At 50.0% G+C, this 15,943-nt stretch carries 16 protein-coding genes; 15 read left to right on the top strand and 1 reads right to left on the bottom strand.

The annotated features are described in order from the left end of the window. The first annotated feature begins 199 nt into the window (after positions 1 to 199). From E2980_RS16940 to E2980_RS16920, 5 genes are all read left to right on the top strand, one after another. Complete coding sequence (locus tag E2980_RS16940; RefSeq protein WP_135153415.1) at positions 200 to 823, top strand: YhbD family protein; 624 nt, start codon at positions 200 to 202, stop codon at positions 821 to 823. Between the two features lie 11 nt (positions 824 to 834). Beyond that, positions 835 to 1,533: a polymer-forming cytoskeletal protein gene (locus E2980_RS16935; RefSeq protein WP_167747160.1), complete on the top strand. Its 699-nt coding sequence runs from the start codon at positions 835 to 837 to the stop codon at positions 1,531 to 1,533. Next, positions 1,526 to 2,197: a bactofilin gene (locus tag E2980_RS16930; RefSeq protein ID WP_135153411.1), complete on the top strand. Its 672-nt coding sequence runs from the start codon at positions 1,526 to 1,528 to the stop codon at positions 2,195 to 2,197. The genes E2980_RS16935 and E2980_RS16930 overlap by 8 nt, the downstream gene beginning before the upstream one ends. A 251-nt stretch (positions 2,198 to 2,448) precedes the next feature. Beyond that, on the top strand, positions 2,449 to 4,035 hold the full coding sequence (locus E2980_RS16925; RefSeq protein WP_135153409.1) for a peptide chain release factor 3: 1,587 nt from the start codon (positions 2,449 to 2,451) through the stop codon (positions 4,033 to 4,035). Positions 4,036 to 4,069: 34 nt separating this feature from the next. Then, positions 4,070 to 5,251, top strand: a complete 1,182-nt coding sequence (locus E2980_RS16920; RefSeq protein ID WP_135153407.1) for an alpha-D-ribose 1-methylphosphonate 5-triphosphate diphosphatase — start codon at positions 4,070 to 4,072, stop codon at positions 5,249 to 5,251. On the opposite strand, the gene E2980_RS16915 is transcribed toward E2980_RS16920, so the two are convergent. Then, positions 5,244 to 5,462, bottom strand: a complete 219-nt coding sequence (locus tag E2980_RS16915) for a small acid-soluble spore protein SspI (protein ID WP_135153405.1) — start codon at positions 5,460 to 5,462, stop codon at positions 5,244 to 5,246. The genes E2980_RS16920 and E2980_RS16915 overlap by 8 nt on opposite strands. 129 nt (positions 5,463 to 5,591) lie before the next feature. Between E2980_RS16915 and E2980_RS16910 the strand changes: the two genes are divergently transcribed. The 10 genes from E2980_RS16910 (at position 5,592) to kduD (ending at position 15,941) form a co-directional block, all read left to right on the top strand. Beyond that, entirely contained in the window at positions 5,592 to 6,272 is a 681-nt protein-coding gene (locus E2980_RS16910; RefSeq protein WP_240703069.1) for a potassium channel family protein, read from the top strand. Next, entirely contained in the window at positions 6,259 to 7,077 is an 819-nt protein-coding gene (locus E2980_RS16905) for a TrmH family RNA methyltransferase (protein ID WP_135153403.1), read from the top strand. The genes E2980_RS16910 and E2980_RS16905 overlap by 14 nt, the downstream gene beginning before the upstream one ends. A 185-nt stretch (positions 7,078 to 7,262) precedes the next feature. Further along, the gene (locus E2980_RS16900) at positions 7,263 to 8,594 is read left to right on the top strand and encodes a spore germination protein (protein WP_135153401.1); all 1,332 of its coding nucleotides are present in this window, start codon (positions 7,263 to 7,265) and stop codon (positions 8,592 to 8,594) included. Further along, entirely contained in the window at positions 8,591 to 9,667 is a 1,077-nt protein-coding gene (locus E2980_RS16895) for a GerAB/ArcD/ProY family transporter (protein ID WP_135153399.1), read from the top strand. Before E2980_RS16900 ends, E2980_RS16895 begins: the two co-directional genes overlap by 4 nt. Further along, the gene (locus E2980_RS16890; RefSeq protein ID WP_240703068.1) at positions 9,660 to 10,733 is read left to right on the top strand and encodes a Ger(x)C family spore germination protein; all 1,074 of its coding nucleotides are present in this window, start codon (positions 9,660 to 9,662) and stop codon (positions 10,731 to 10,733) included. The genes E2980_RS16895 and E2980_RS16890 overlap by 8 nt, the downstream gene beginning before the upstream one ends. Positions 10,734 to 10,765: 32 nt before the next feature. Then, on the top strand, positions 10,766 to 12,349 hold the full coding sequence (locus tag E2980_RS16885; protein ID WP_135153398.1) for an alkaline phosphatase family protein: 1,584 nt from the start codon (positions 10,766 to 10,768) through the stop codon (positions 12,347 to 12,349). Between the two features lie 98 nt (positions 12,350 to 12,447). Beyond that, positions 12,448 to 13,383, top strand: a complete 936-nt coding sequence (gene yunB, locus E2980_RS16880) for a sporulation protein YunB (protein ID WP_135153396.1) — start codon at positions 12,448 to 12,450, stop codon at positions 13,381 to 13,383. 132 nt (positions 13,384 to 13,515) lie between these two features. After that, on the top strand, positions 13,516 to 14,346 hold the full coding sequence (gene kduI, locus E2980_RS16875) for a 5-dehydro-4-deoxy-D-glucuronate isomerase (protein WP_135153394.1): 831 nt from the start codon (positions 13,516 to 13,518) through the stop codon (positions 14,344 to 14,346). Between the two features lie 82 nt (positions 14,347 to 14,428). Then, entirely contained in the window at positions 14,429 to 15,199 is a 771-nt protein-coding gene (locus E2980_RS16870; RefSeq protein WP_135153393.1) for a DeoR/GlpR family DNA-binding transcription regulator, read from the top strand. Continuing rightward, positions 15,171 to 15,941 carry a 2-dehydro-3-deoxy-D-gluconate 5-dehydrogenase KduD gene (gene kduD / locus E2980_RS16865; RefSeq protein WP_135153391.1) on the top strand — a complete coding sequence of 257 codons (771 nt, stop codon included), beginning with the start codon at positions 15,171 to 15,173 and terminating at the stop codon, positions 15,939 to 15,941. Before E2980_RS16870 ends, kduD begins: the two co-directional genes overlap by 29 nt. Positions 15,942 to 15,943: the final 2 nt, after the last annotated feature.

The raw sequence follows: 15,943 nt of genomic DNA, 5'->3' as shown, positions 1-15,943 counted from the left end.
CCACACTTTTTCATCTACTTGTCAAGTCCTGTTTTCATTTTTTCATGCAAAAAAAAGAGCGGGCTATCTTTTAGATAACCTGCTCTTGTTCTTAATTTTGGCCCTGCGCCTTAACTTAATGACATTGACCCTCGGGTCTTCTTTTTTTGGGATTTACAACGTAACAGTGTTATGTTACATTGACGGTGGAGGGATGACGATGGAACGCGATTTAATTTCCAAGAAGGAATTGCTTGACGAGAAAGGCATATCTTACGGCCAATTGTACCGTTGGAAGCGAAAGCAGCTTATTCCGGAAGAGTGGTTCATCAGAAAGTCCACATTTACGGGCCAAGAAACGTTTTTCCCGAGAGATTTAATTTTAACGCGCATCGACAAAATCATGAATATGAAGGACGACTTGTCGTTGGATGAGCTTGCGGATAAACTTTCCCCTTTATTGCCGGAATATGAATTGCGGAAGTACGATCTTGTGAAACGTAACATTGTTTCGGGTGTAGTGCTGGAGCGATTCGCATCCGGCGACTCGGATACGATCGTGTACGCCTTCGATCGACTGCTCTATTTCTATGTGGCCGACAAGCTGCTCCAAGCGGGCGATATGGGCATGGACGAAGGAGATAGGCTGCTGCAGACGTTGAAGGAGCATTTTCACAAATTTGCCGGCAAGCCCTGCGACCTCATATTCACTCGTAAAATGGGCGTCTCGTCCTTCGCCTTGATGTCGGTTCCGGCCGATATCTACTTCGAAAGCGGAGTAAAGATCATCTCGCGATTGTCCATGACGGAATGCATCGAGCAATTAAAAGGAAAATTGGAGTAGGGGGAACGAAGATGGATCAAAAGTTGGATCAAATCCATAAGCCTAACCTGATAATCAATGGCGTCAGCAGCGCTGGCGGCGGCGACTACGATAAGGTGAAAATCGACGGAGTTGGCACGATTAACGGTCATCTCAACGCCGCAGTCTTCCATACGAACGGGATCACGAAAGTCTACGGAAATTTGCAAGCAGATGAAATGGACTGCGACGGGATGATTAAAATCGATGGGCATCTATCCGCGGGAAAATCCGTCGTGGACGGAACTCTCAAGGTCAAAGGTTCGGTAAGATCGGATCACTTCACGGTGAACGGACTTCTCCGCGTCGAAGGGGATTGCGAGGTAGAGACGATGGAAATAGCGGGCTCGTTCGAAGTGAACGGACTGCTGAACGCAGGCAGGATGAACGCCAATCTCCATTGGAAAAGCCAGGCAAAAGAGATCGGCGTGGAATTCATTAAAGTTCGCCGAGTTTCCAAAAGTTCGTGGAGCAAGCTGTGGAGATGGATGCTGCCGAAGGCTGTCCCGGGGCTTAAAGCCGAAGTCATCGAGGGCGACGACATCGATCTGGAATATACCGAAGCGGATATCGTTCGGGGCAATCGAATCCGGATAGGCAAAGGCTGTTCGATTGGAAGAGTGGAGTACCGCACGGAGCTGAACGTCATTCCGGGCGCGAAAATAGGCGAAGAGGTGAAGACGGGTGACTGAGGAAAATGTACGCGATTTAAAGATGGTAGGTACGACGACGTCAGCGGGAGGACGTTTCCGGAATGTGAAGCTGACCGGAGAGAGCGTATTTTCGGGAGACGTCGATTGTTTCAAATTAGCCAATACGGGAGAATTTATCGTAAACGGCAGCCTGCGGGCCATAGAGCTGAAGATAACGGGAGAGTGTAAGGTGCAAGGAAGCTTGCAGGCGTTATCGGCCCGGGGGCGCGGCGAATTAATGGTATCGTCGGGGGTGCGCGGGGAGAATATTAAGTTTACGGGCAGCATCGAAGTCGGAGTAGATTGCGAAGCCGGGACGCTAGAGGTAGACGGAGCCATAAACGTTGCGGGTTTGCTTAGCGCGGATTGGCTCGAGCTTAATATGTACGGTCCGTGCAGGGCGAGGGAGATCGGCGGAACGACGCTTCTAGTAAAGCGAAGCAAAGCTACGAAGTTGCTTAATCTGCTTAAGTCGAGCGGGCAAGCCAAGCTGACCGCGGATCAAATTGAGGGCGACAAAGTGGAATTGGATCATACGGAAGCGGGAGTCGTTCGCGGTAACAACGTGAAGATCGGGCCCGGATGCGAGATCGGGCGAGTAGAGTACAGGGACACCTTGGAGGTCCATAAGAGCTCGGTAGTCAAGGAGAGCATTCGGCAATAGGACGCCGTCGCGACGAGTGCATTGAATAGAACGGAAGCGCAAATTCCGCGCCTGTAATCAGAAGCTCCGCCTTCCTTAGGAAAGCGCGGAGCTTTTACCTACGATCAGAAAGTATAAGTTTATATGTCTTTATACTCATCTGATCGCTCGACACAAACGTATATCCCGTCTTAGGGACGGTAAAGCCGTTTATGCTTGGTATCTGTGGTATAATGAAAGCTGTTATTTTATCGTGAAGGGAATATCGACGAATGAGCCAAAAATCGACAGATGAATTACGGCAAGAGGTTTCCAAGCGCCGTACTTTCGCCATAATCTCTCACCCCGATGCGGGGAAAACGACTTTGACGGAGAAGCTGCTTCTGTACGGGGGCGCCATTCATATCGCGGGCTCGGTTAAGGCGCGCAAAGCGGCGCGACACGCAACGAGCGACTGGATGGAAATCGAGAAGCAACGGGGAATCTCGGTTACTTCCTCGGTCATGCAGTTCCAATACGAAGGCAAGCAGGTCAATATCCTGGATACTCCCGGTCACCAAGACTTCAGCGAAGACACGTATAGAACGTTAACCGCGGCGGATAGCGCGGTGATGCTCATCGACGTCGCCAAAGGCGTAGAGGCGCAGACGATCAAGCTGTTCCAAGTGTGCAGCAAACGGGGAATTCCCATTTTCACGTTCATCAACAAGCTGGACCGCGAGGGGCAGAATCCGTTCGAGCTGTTGGAAGAAATCGAGCGGGTGCTGGGGATCAGATCGGTTCCGATGAACTGGCCGATCGGCATGGGTCGCGAGCTATGCGGAGTGTATGATCGGATGAAGAACCAAGTGGAGCTGTTCCAAGGCAAAGACCACTCGAGCATCGAGGTTCGCAAGACGGAGGATTATAACGATCCGATTATCCGCGAGATGGCGGGCGATTTCCTTGCCGAGCAATTGGCTCAGGATCTGGAGCTGCTCGATGTCGCGGGAGACTCGTTCGACTACGAGAAGGTGCGTACGGGACAACTGACGCCTGTCTTCTTCGGCAGCGCGGTCAATAATTTCGGGGTACAGACCTTTCTGGAGAACTTCCTGGAGCTGGCTCCGCAGCCTACCGAGCGCAAGATAACGGAAGGCACGGTTAGTCCCGAGGAGGAGAAGTTCTCCGGCTACGTATTCAAGATCCAAGCGAACATGAACCCGGCGCATCGCGACCGTATCGCCTTCCTACGCATATGTTCGGGTAAATTCCAACGGGGAATGAGCGTTCGGCACGTACGCGCGGGCAAGGAAATCAAGCTGTCGCAGCCGCAGCAATTCCTTGCTCAAGACAGGGATATCGTCGAAACGGCGTATCCGGGCGATATTATCGGTCTGTTCGATCCCGGCATTTTCCGGATCGGGGATAGCCTGAGCGAAGGCCGCGATATCGTGTTCGACGAGCTGCCGACTTTCTCTCCGGAGATCTTCTCCAAGGTGTCGATCAAGAACGCGCTGAAGCAGAAGCAATATCTTAAAGGTCTCGACCAGTTAACGGAAGAAGGCATGGTGCAGGTATTCCGTTCGGTCGGAGCATTCGAAGATACTTATCTCGGCGTCGTCGGACAGCTGCAATTCGAGGTGTTCGAATATCGGATGAAGAACGAATACGGAGTCGATATTCAATTGTTCCGTACGCCGTTCCAATTCGCCCGCTGGATCGTAGGGGACAAGGTGGACCCGACCAAGTTCCGGATCAATTCGATTTTGGTCAAGGACAAGAACAACGTCGACGTTGCGCTGTTCGAGAACGAATATGCGATGAGAACAGCCATGGAACGAATGCCAGACCTGAAATTCCTGGAAGTCGCTCCGTAATAATGTAACTTTACCGGAAGAGAGCGGATTGTATATGAACAACCGTTTGATTATTAAGGGTGGACTCGTCGTCCGGCCTGACGGCGCAGGTGTTGGGCATATCACGATTGAAGATGGGGTTATCGTATCGATAGATAGGGGCTCGGAGCCGGGGATTGCAAGGGAACATTTCGATGCGAATACGAAGGTTATAGATGCAGAGGGAGCATGGGTGCTTCCCGGCTTGATCGATATACATTGCGACGCTATCGAGAAAGAAGCGGAGCCTCGCCCGAACACTCTTTTCCCGCTGGATATGGCATTCCTGCAATTCGAACGGAAACTAGCGGGGCATGGGATCACGACGATGCTGCATTCCTTGTCTCTCGGAGTGGGACTAAGCTTGCGCGGAGAGCATTTGGTTTCCGAGATGGTTCGGATGATCGCGGATCGGAGACAAGAGAGGGCCATGATTCGTCATGGCGTTCATTTGCGCTACGAGATTTCGCATCTGACAGGATTTGAATTAGCGGAGAGACTGATCGGAGAAGGCCTGATCGATTACTTATCCCTTATGGATCATGCCCCGGGACAAGGGCAATACCATCGTCCGGGAGCTTTCCAGCGATATGTCATGAAAAACCAAGGAGTCGGTCTGGACGAGGTATCCGCTATCGTCGAGGAATTAGAAGAGAGACGAAGCCGAGTGGATTGGAGCAGGCTGAAGTCGCTGACGGCGGAAGCCCGCAGCCATGGTATCGCCGTCGCATCGCACGACGACGATAGCTCTGCGTCCGTCATCCGTTCCTTGGAATTCGGCGCGACGGTGTCCGAATTTCCATTGAGTCTTGAAACCGCGACCTATGCGCACGACCAAGGGATGGGAGTATGCGTGGGAGCTCCGAATATCGTTAGGGGCGGCTCCCATGACGGCAATTTGAAGGCGGTAGATGCGATCAAGAGCGGCGTGGCGGACATCATTTGTTCCGATTATCATCCGGCTTCGTTGCTTCATTCTATTTTCACGCTGGAAACGGAGGGCGTATCCCTTCACAAGGCGGTGGCCATGGCATCGCTTAATCCCGCTAAAGCATTAGGCCGCTCGCAAGACATCGGATCCATTGAAGCAGGCAAACGCGCCGACGTCATCGTGGTCCGTAAAATTCGCGATAATCCGCTTGTCCAGCATACGATTGTAAATGGCACCCTTGTTCATTCCACGAAAGATTTTATTTAACTTGTTGAGGATTAAGGTGCTTATGAAGAGTGGTGGCGAGCTTCTTCCGAGCAGCGGCCGTACTGTCCTTCCAGATCATCTCGAATAGAACGCCCAAGCCGGGCAATACCATTTCCTCTCCGCCGATCGAGCTTTGGATGATTTCCGTCAGATCATCAACGCTCTTGCCGCTTACCCGCTGAATAATCGCTTGTCGTAAGTCTATTTCCACGGTTAATCCTCCTTCAGGGGGGAACTTCCCGTGTAGATTTCCCTAATCGGACAACGGTTATGCCTTGAACTGTATGTGTTATAATGAACTCATCGGAAAAAGTATGCGATCGTGAGGAGTAGATGACCCATGGCTAAAAAAATGCAAGTCAGGAAGCAATTCGCGATAATCGGACTAGGCCGATTCGGTTCTAGCATCGCTAAATATTTAGCTGAAATGGGTTATGAAGTGCTTGCGGTCGACGATGACGCCTCGCGTGTGCAAGAAGTCGCCCACGCGGTAACGCATGCGGTTTCGGCGGACTCTACGGATGAAGAAGCGATGAAAGCGCTCGGTATTCGGAATTTCGACGTGGTCGTTATCGCGATAGGTCAAGATATCCAATCCAGCATATTAACGACCTTGATTCTCAAGGATCTTGGCGTGCCTTATATTATCGTGAAAGCGCAGAACGAGCTGCACGGCAAAGTGTTGAACAAAATCGGCGCCGACAAAGTCGTATTCCCCGAACGCGACATGGGTTTAAGGGTTGCGCATTCTCTGATCTCGCCGAACATTCTAGAGCATATCGAGCTATCCGACGATACCAGCATTGTCGAGCTGAAGGTATCTTCCGCTATGATCGGCAAAAGCCTGAGACAGCTCGATATTCGGCAGAAGTTCAATTGCAACGTGCTCGCGGTGAAAAGGAACGGAGATATGGACATCACTCCGTTGCCGAACGAATCCTTGGCAAAGGACGACGTTCTCGTCATCGTGGGCAAGAACGACCAATTAACGAAGCTGGAACAAGCCTATGCGGAAGTTTGAAGGTTACATAAGTTCGGCGTCCAATCCGCGCGCGAAGGAATGGGCAAAGCTGCTGGAACGCAAGTATAGAGATCGGGAAGGAAAGTTCCTTCTTGAGGGAATTCATTTGGTCAAGGAAGCGTTGAACGCGGAATGGCCGCTCGAGATCGTGGCGTTCGACGAAGGGTCAGGCGTTCTGGATGCTTTCGAAGAGTATCTAGACGGAGATCGGAAGGACGGGCCATCATGGATTCCGGTGTCTCCGGAAGTGATTATGAAATGCAGCGAGACGGGGACGCCCCAACCGATCTTTGCCGTAGCTTTGAAGCGTCCGCCGACGAAAGAATCCCTGTTCGCGGGAGAATTAGGCGGTATTGTTGCCGTTCTCGATGGCGTGCAGGATCCGGGAAACGCGGGCACGCTCGTTAGAAGCGCCGCCGCGAGCGGCGCAACCGCGGTCGTTCTGGGCAAGGGAACCGTGGACTTGTATAATCCGAAGACGATTCGTTCGACAATGGGCGCCTTGTTCCATGTTCCCGTGCTGGAAGCGGATTTGAGCTTATTATTGCCGGAGGCTCGCGCGCAAGGCGTTGCCGTGGTGGGAACGAGCTTGCAAGCGGCGCAGTCCTGCTACGACTATGATTTCCGTCGCGGCAATATCTGGCTCGTGTTCGGCAACGAAGGTAGCGGCGTGTCAGCGGAAGTGACCGCATTAGTAAATGCGAATGTCATAATACCAATGTCCGGCCGGTCGGAGTCACTTAACGTCGCGATGGCCGCGACGGTGCTTCTGTTCGAGGCTCAGCGGCAGCGTAGGATGCCCTAAAAATAAACTCATACGGTTGCAAATAAAGTCTACAACGTCCATCCATTCGCCTTCTCGGTGATGCAATGGACGTTTTTTGTCGTTTTTCATAAGAGCACCCCGCATGCATCATTTCCGCCCGGGTATATTAATATTCTGCAAGGCAAAAATGAGGTCAGTACATACTTCAGGCGAGGGGACAACCTATGGTTCCATTCTTGCAGGAGATGAAATCCCGGTTAGGAAGCAATGACGATTTTTTCATTCAGAGAGTATTTCTGCTTGATAAACCGGTAGTCATAATGGGGTTAAGTACGCTGATCGATGTCGTTAATACGAAATCGGCGCTATTGGAGTACATAGAACAATCGTTTCCATCTGGGAAAACGGTCGAGGAAGTCATCAAAGCGATGAGCACGACCCCGCATATCGAGATTAATGAGGCGATTTCTGCCATAACTAAAGGAAAGCTCATTATTTATTTTGAAGTGACGAAGCAACGCGTAATCGTGGATCCCATAATGAAGCTGCTGAATCGCAGTATCGAATCTCCCACGAACGAAAATGTTTTCCAAGGCTCGATGAGTTCTTTCACCGAGGATATCGATACGAACATAGGCATCGCCAGGAAGGAATTCAACTCTAGACGGCTGGTCGTAAAGTCTTATTACACCGGCAGTCTTCAGAAGAAGAGGCTCTCATTGCTGTACGACGAAGAACGGGTCGACAGGAAGCTCGTCAATCAAGTCATTGACAGAATCGAGAATAATCAAGACAAGGAAATCAACCATATCCAGAACCTTACGAAGGTAATGGGATTTAATTCTATGGAGTTGATTCCTAAATTCAATACGACGGAGCTTCCGCAGGAAGCGGCAAATTCCATTAGAAAGGGAAGGGTAGTTCTTTTCATAGACAGAATTCCCTTTGCACTGGTGCTCCCTAGCTTACTATGGGATATGTTCGCTCTGGAAAACGATAAGAATTTACCTAAGCCCATCATGATATCGTTACGCCTGCTGCGCGTTGTGGGAGTGCTAGCCACACTAATCATGCCGGGTCTATACGTCGCGCTCGTGTCCGTAAATCCGGAGGTATTAAGAATCGAGCTCGCTCTATCGATTGCCCAGAGCCGCGACGGCGTACCTTACCCTGCTCTCATCGAGATTATTATGATGCTGGTCGTATTGGAATTAGTCATCGAAGCCAGCATTAGGCTTCCAAGAAGCATTGGACCCACGATTACGATGGTAGGAGGAATTATTCTAGGCCAAGCGGTGGTTGCGGCTCAATTGGTAAGTAATCTACTGATCATCATACTTGCTGCTACGACGATCGCCAATTCTACGGTTGTCGGAGTTCAGAATTCGCTGTCCATCCGTTTGTTCAAGTATTTAATCGTTGTCTTGGCATCCATCTATGGCGTTTTAGGGATTCTAGGGGGCATGGTGCTCGTAAGCGCGTATTTAGCCGGTCTAACCACTTTCGGGGTATCCTACCTGTATATCAATCCGGCAGAGAGAAGAAGGGATTCATGAATAAAAGCTTGCATGTATTGATTATGTATATCCTTGTGCACCTTGGCTTTATTTTCTTCATGTATCCAGGAGATATCATTTCCTCATCGGAGGAAGGACACTGGATTCCTATTCTAATTGGGTGCATTGTTCATCTTCTAGTGATATGGACTTACATGAAGGGCATGAGTTACTTCCCGGACAGGAATATCATCCAAATTTATTCCGAGGCAGGAAGAATTGCGTCCGTTGTTTTTTTAGGACCTGTGGCTCTTTATTCGGTCATGGTAAGTATCATCACGATCCGTGCTTATTCGGAAGTCATCTCCATCGTCTTTTTATCGAATACTCCTCTCTGGTCGATGATGTTCTTCATGCTGCTTATTTCGACCTATGTCGCGTCGAAGGGCGGGGAAGCGATATTCCGGACCGGAATATTAATAGCCGTTCTATTTCTTCCCGTTGTCGTTTTTATATTTTTCAGCTCTTTCCAAAACGTGGATTGGCGCTATGTTTTTCCAATGTCAACCAAGGATTTCTCGTTTTTTGCCAAGCGTTCCTTCTATGAGAGTTTTTTTGCGTTCGCGGGAGGTTTCTTGTTTCTAGGCTTCGTTCAGCCCCTTTTTAAATACAAAAGTAAGCATGTGCTGATTTGCGCGGTTTTCTTCATTCCCTTTTTTCTGTTTTCCGTTTACGTTCCGCTTCTAACCTTCGGTCAGGCTACGGCATCCACGTTTCATTTTCCGTATATCGTCACAATGGATTCCGTTCACTTGAATTGGCTTATGTTCGATAGGTTAACGATGTTTTTTTTGCTCAGCTTAGTTACGTTTATATTACTGTTTGTTGGATTAGTCTTGTGGATGACGGTGAGTATTTCGAAACGGTTTATTCCGATATTCAAATCTTATCAGTTGGCCGCTCTTGTAATCGTTATTTATAGCGTGTGTTTGATTATTCCGGAGTGGGAAATCGTGCAGAACCTCTTTTGGTGGAATTCCATTCTCCGATTTTATGTCTTAATCGCAGTTCCGATTTCCATCTTAATCTTTGGGTTACGCTCGAAGGGGAAGGGAGCCCGTGAACGTGCTTAAGACAATAACCCGAATGCTGATTATACCTTGCATGGCAGGGATGTTAAGCGGGTGTTGGGACAACAAGGACATCAATCATCGCTCTTTGCCGATAACGATGGGTGTATCGATGGTCGGCGAGACCTATAAGGTGATTCTTCTAATCCCTGAGCCAGTGGAACGGACGACCAAAGTACGAATCGTGTACGGTATTGGGAAAACGATTACGGAAGCGGTAGATCATATTAGCCGGGATATGGAGTCTGATATCGACATGCTGCACATGAAGGTGGTCGTATTCGATAAACCTTCCGCGGAGAAGGGAATGACGGATAGCATCTCCGGGTTCATGAGAGCGCGCGATATTTCTCCCAAAGCCGTCGTCGTCATTTGCGATGAGGATATTGATCATTTTTTCAAGAGAACGAAACAAACTATGGAACCGTCTGGAACTACCTTGTACAATTACTTCGAAAAAAACGCGGGTTGGAGTCCTGAAGTCGCGTTGACAAGGATTTGGCAGGTGTATCGCAGCATCTACTCCTTTACGCGAGACGTCGCGATTCCAGTTGTCAAATCCGGGAACGATACGATGATGCAACACCTTGGCTCGGCAATAATAAAAAACGGTCGGATGGTCGGTCAGATTAGTTCGGAAGAAACGCTTCTGTTCAATGCCTTTAACGGGGAGAGCGCCCATGGAAAGATAGAAGTCATGCAGCATTCGAGCGTTCTAATCGTCAGCAATACGATGAGCCACGAAAGCAAGGTGGTTAACAATCAGATGTATATGACAAGCAGGATCAACTTAAATGTGTCGATATTAGAGACAAGTAGTCATGTGACTAACGATTCCATTAAAAAAGAATTAGATTCGACTCTTACAGATCGATGCAATGCTCTGTTGGCTAAAATTCAATCAAGCGAAGCGGATATTCTGGGCTTGGGACAGTTTTTCAGAAACAAGATTCCGAGGGCGGAACTCAAAAATTGGAGAACGGAATACCTCCCTCGATTAAAGATGGATTTTAGCGTACGGACGGTTATCCAGAATGAAGGTAATTTGAAGACGCCTAGACGGAAATAATAAATCTTGCATTGATTTGAGGTGCCAACAAAATGAGAAAATGGGTTCTATTCATGGTGATCTTAGTCATCCTCGCATTCATTGGAGGCTGTAACGGCAGGAAGAGCGGATCCGGCGAAAAGGATCTCTTGCAAGCTAAGTCGGAACGGGGGGCCGATTCGAAGAAGGTTATGCTAATCGTGGCAGATTCCTTGATGGTTCAGGCCATTAAAGAGGGAATTCAGCGCAACCAGCTGCCGAACATTAAATATTTGATTGAACATGGTCAGTATTATTCGGATGTCGTGAGCTCTTTCCCGACGATGTCCGTGACCATTGACAGCACCATTGTGACAGGGACTTATCCGGATAAACATCGCGTGCCGGGATTAACTTGGTATTCGGCGGATGAACGAAGAGTCGTGAACTACGGAACCGGGCCGATGGAAGCTCTCCGAACGGGGGGCGATCAAGTGTTGACCGATTTGTTCGTTAACCTGAACAGTCGGCATCTGAATTCCCGCGTTTCCACCATATATGAAGATCTCGCCGGCCGAGGCTTGACCTCGGGCTCGGTTAACGGGCTAATTTATCGGGGGACAACCGATCATATGATGCGTTTGCCCGCCGTCATCCATATACCGCTGACGCTGCCGAAGGAAATCAAAGTGAAAGGACCCGATCTGTTGACTTTCGGGTCTTTCGCCAACCCGCTCGAAGACGCGAAGAACATGCCTGACGGAATGACGAATAAAATGGGATTCAACAACGATTACGCGGTAGAGGCAGTCAAGCATTTGATCGCCAGCCATTCTCTGCCGGACTTTCTGTACGTGTATTTGCCCGATATGGATCAACGCTTGCACAAGAAAGGTCCTTCCGATTTAGAAGGCGCACGCAAGCTGGACGGACAGCTTCAATCGATGCTGCAATCGTTCGGCTCGATGGAAGAAGCGATGAAGAAGGCGATAATCATCATTGCGGGAGATAGCGGCATGTCGCAAATCGTCCCGGCAGACCATGAACCTATCATCGATCTGCCGGAATTGTTGAAGGGCTATGACGTTCTGCGAACCGGAAACCCGGTAACCGATCTGACGGAGATCGCGTTGGCGGTTAACGAGACGTCGGCATATGTGTATACCCTTAAAACCAAACCATCCTTAAGGGAAATAGTTGATCGACTTCGCGTCGAACCCCGGCTCAGTCTGATTGCCTGGAAGGAAAACGGATGGATCCGCGTCGTTCAAAATGGAGTTCCCGGAGATTTTCGATACAAAAAGAAAGGTGCCAGCGAAGACCCTTACGGGCAAACATGGTCATTGCAGGGAAATCCGGATGTCCTGGATATTAAGGAAGCAGGTAAGAATAGGCTGGGATTCGGCCAATATCCCGATGCTATGCAGCGATTATACTCCGCTATGAATTCGCATCCTGGATCGTATCTGATGATCACAGCTAAACCGGGTTATGAACTGGTAGCTCATAGCTCGCCGACCCATAAAGGCGGCGGGGGGCACGGTTCTCTGCATCAAACGGAATCAATTGTCCCCTTAATCATCTGCGGAACCGACGCCAAACCGAAGCTTCATCGTTTGGTGGATCTTAAAAAATACTTGCTCGGGCTTTTGTCGTAGAACTAACTTATTGTTATTCAGAACGTTTTTGATGCATAAGCTTGAACCATAGAACCCCGAGGACGACCCCGTGAGGTCATGCGATGGGAGGTAAAGGCATGCGGAGAAAATGGGGAAAAGGCATTCAGTTGACGTTCTTGAAAAATGGATCGTTACCGAAGCCGTTGCCTCGCAGATGGGGGAAAGGGTTCGCGCTCTTTCGCGGCGGCTCGCCGGTAAAGCCGGCTCCCCGCAAGTTTCGTTCGCGAAGGGGGATCTCGATTCCTGGCGGCGGCTCCGGTTATCAGCCGGCGAAGAAATGGTCATCGCAACGACCGCGGCGCAAAATACCGCGAAAGCATGTTTGGCTGATCACGATTTTGGTGCTTTTGTTTTTCGTTATTCAAGGGATATCGTTTCTCGATAGGGAACTCCGGCAGCCGCTTATGTTCCTTGCGAAGCTTAGAGTGACACAGATGGCGACCGAAGCGATCAATACGGCGATAAAGCAAGAGATAGCGCAAACTACGGATTCGGATAAAATGATTCAGTGGAAAACGACTCCCGAAGGCAAAATAAGCGGATTTCTGATGGACTATAAGGAACAGATGAGAATTACCGCGAAGACGACCGAAGTCGTTACCCGGGTGCTCAAGGAACACGAGGATATCCCGGAGCGCATTCCGATCGGGCATGCTTTGAACAGCCCGTTCATCTCCTCTATCGGACCGTCGGTGTCGGTGAAATTCCATCCTTCAAGCGCCGTAAAAGTGGATGTTGAAACGGAGCAGAGCGAAGCAGGCATCAATATGGTTCTGGTAGAAGCTTTCGTACGAATCCGTACGGAAATCGCGGTCATCATCCCGTTCGATAAAGAGCCGGAGGTGCTGGAAACTAAAATTCCTCTCTCCTACGTGTTGGTCGTCGGAGACGTGCCCACCTACTATTACGACAATAACGGCAACCCGGTCAGCAACGCCGCGGCGCAAGCTCCATCCATTGCGCTGCCTAGCAAACCCGAGCAGTCGCTCCCGTCCTTGGAAAAGCATGAATAAAAAAATCCCGAATCCTCTAGATTTGAAGGGGAAGCGGGATTTTTTTTTTGGGAGTTCAAATTTCGTTCGTTTATGTTCTAAAAAGTGTGTTAAAATAAATTCAAACCAAAACGAACATTGGAGGTCATTACATTGGAAATCAGACACTCTACGAATCCGGCTGACGCCAAGCATTACGACACAGCGAGGCTGCGCCGGCAATACTTAATCGAAAGCTTATTTCAAGCGGATAAAATAAAAATGGTATATGCCCACGATGATCGCCTCGTAATCGGCGGAGCATTACCCGTTAAGGAAACGTTAACGATCGAAGCGGCGGATGTGTTGAAAACGGAGTACTTCTTGGAGCGCAGAGAAGTCGGCTTTATCAACATCGGCGGCGAGGCCATCATTGAAGTGGACGGAGAGCGGTACGCTTTAGGCAAGTTGGATACGTTATATGTAGGGAAAGGCGCGCGCGAACTGAAGCTTTCCAGCGAAAATGCATCCGAGCCGGCTAAAATTTATTTCACCTCCGCATTGGCTCATGCGACTTATCCGACTCGCAAAGTATCCGTTCAGGAGGCTAATACACTTAACCTAGGCTCTCTTGAATCCTCCAATGAGCGGACGATTCATCAGATTATTCATGAGAACGGCGTACAAAGCTGCCAATTGATGTTGGGCGTAACGCTGTTCAAGCCTGGCAGCGTCTGGAACACGATGCCTGCCCATCTTCACGATCGGCGTATGGAGGCTTATCTCTATTTCGATATGAACGCGGATGCCAGAGTATTTCATTTAATGGGCGAACCGAACGAAACGCGGCATTTGGTCGTTGCAAACGAGCAAGCGGTTATTTCCCCGAGCTGGTCGATTCACTCCGGAGCGGGAACGAGCAGTTATGCATTCATTTGGGCGATGGCCGGGGAAAACTACACGTTTAAAGACATGGATGCCGTCGCCATGGATATGTTAAAGTAGGTGCGACTGCGACCCAGCGACGTTAGTCGCGTAGCGGTCAGTCGTCTCAAGAAGCAACCGAAATCGGGAGGAACACCCCATCATGCTTGCCATTTCGCGTCATCAATCGATACTTGAGTTGCTCCAAGCCCAAGGAACCGTACAGGTTTCCGAGCTGAGCGAGCGGCTCTCGGTTACACCAAAGACGGTTCGCGAGGATCTGGAGAAGTTAGAGGAAAAAGGGCTGCTGAAGAGAATTCACGGAGGCGCGGTATGTCCGAGCGACCAATCCGACCCGATGCTGCCTTTACAAATTCCGAACGTGAAGCATTCGAAGGAAAAAGAAGCGATTGCGCTTCATGCGCTGCGATACATTCAGCAGGACGACGTCATCGCGCTGGATGCCGGAAGTACGACTCTTGAGATCGCCAAGAAACTTCCCAACATGTCTTTAACCGTTATGACGAACGATCTTCTCATCATTCGAGAATTGATGATGAAGGAGCAGATTCGCCTCGTCGTGCCGGGAGGATATCGCCACCGTAACGTGCTGATCGGAAACGAAGCGCTCGAGTGGCTTACCCGGCTGAACGTACAAAAGCTGTTCTTGTCGGCAACGGGCGTTCATGACAAGTTCGGTCTTTCCGTCTTTACCGGCGAACTTCTTGATCTGAAGAAAGCATATTTGGCCGGTGCAAAAGAAATCTACGGGGTGGTCGATCATAGCAAGTTTGACCGCGCCGCCCTTCAGACTTTCGCATCTTTGGAGGATTTGGACATTCTCATTACGGATGACGGTCTCGATGACGAGACGCTCCGACGATACGAAGGAGGTTCGGTGAAAATTGAAAGAGCAACGACGCAATCGGTTTGATTTAACGGGCAAGACCGCCATTGTCACCGGGGCTGGAAGAGGATTAGGCCAGGCGATCGCAGCGGGATTGGCGGAAGCGGGAGCGAATCTACTGCTCGTGACGAATCGCACCTCCGCGGAAGAGACGAAAGCCAAGGTTGAAGCGTTCGGCGGCAAAGCGCGTATCGTTCAAGTCGATATAGCTGACCGAAGCAAGCTTCCGTCCATCATAGATGAAGCTATCGAATCGTTCGGCGGCTTGGATATTCTCGTTAACAATGCCGGTATTATCCGTCGCACTCCGGCAGTGGAGCATGCCTATTCCGACTGGCAGGAGGTGCTTGACGTGAACTTGAACTCGGTCTTCGCTCTGTGCCAACTGGCGGGAGAACTCATGATCGAACAAGGGCATGGTAAAATTATCAATATCGCATCCATGCTTTCTTTTCAAGGCGGAATCAACGTTCCCGGCTACACGGCCAGCAAGCATGCGGTTGCTGGGTTGACCAAAGCGTTAGCCAACGAGTGGGCTTCCAAAGGCGTGCAAGTCAATGCCATTGCCCCCGGCTACATGTCTACCGATAACACGGAGGCGCTGCGAAAGGATCCGACGAGAAGCAGGCAAATCCTCGACCGCATCCCCGCGGGACGCTGGGGAACGGATGAGGATTTGATCGGACCTGCCGTATTCCTAGCTTCCGAAGCATCCGGTTACATGAACGGGCACATTCTGTGCGTGGATGGCGGCTGGATGAACCGATAGCT

Origin of the sequence: Cohnella luojiensis, from assembly GCF_004564235.1 — a bacterium.
Lineage (GTDB): Bacteria > Bacillota > Bacilli > Paenibacillales > Paenibacillaceae > Cohnella > Cohnella luojiensis.
The sequence above is the reverse complement of the archived record's forward strand: the minus strand, read 5'-3'. Positions and strand labels throughout refer to the sequence as shown.

Bases quoted from the DNA above. Each gene is read 5' to 3' on its own strand.
- E2980_RS16905 (WP_135153403.1), top strand. From the start codon at position 6,259: ATGCGGAAGTTTGAAGGTTACATAAGTTCGGCGTCCAATCCGCGCGCG.
- E2980_RS16925 (WP_135153409.1), top strand. From the start codon at position 2,449: ATGAGCCAAAAATCGACAGATGAATTACGGCAAGAGGTTTCCAAGCGC.
- E2980_RS16920 (WP_135153407.1), top strand. From the start codon at position 4,070: ATGAACAACCGTTTGATTATTAAGGGTGGACTCGTCGTCCGGCCTGAC.
- E2980_RS16940 (WP_135153415.1), top strand. From the start codon at position 200: ATGGAACGCGATTTAATTTCCAAGAAGGAATTGCTTGACGAGAAAGGC.
- E2980_RS16935 (WP_167747160.1), top strand. From the start codon at position 835: ATGGATCAAAAGTTGGATCAAATCCATAAGCCTAACCTGATAATCAAT.
- yunB (WP_135153396.1), top strand. From the start codon at position 12,448: ATGCGGAGAAAATGGGGAAAAGGCATTCAGTTGACGTTCTTGAAAAAT.
- E2980_RS16895 (WP_135153399.1), top strand. From the start codon at position 8,591: ATGAATAAAAGCTTGCATGTATTGATTATGTATATCCTTGTGCACCTT.
- E2980_RS16885 (WP_135153398.1), top strand. From the start codon at position 10,766: ATGAGAAAATGGGTTCTATTCATGGTGATCTTAGTCATCCTCGCATTC.
- E2980_RS16870 (WP_135153393.1), top strand. From the start codon at position 14,429: ATGCTTGCCATTTCGCGTCATCAATCGATACTTGAGTTGCTCCAAGCC.
- E2980_RS16910 (WP_240703069.1), top strand. From the start codon at position 5,592: ATGGCTAAAAAAATGCAAGTCAGGAAGCAATTCGCGATAATCGGACTA.
- E2980_RS16900 (WP_135153401.1), top strand. From the start codon at position 7,263: ATGGTTCCATTCTTGCAGGAGATGAAATCCCGGTTAGGAAGCAATGAC.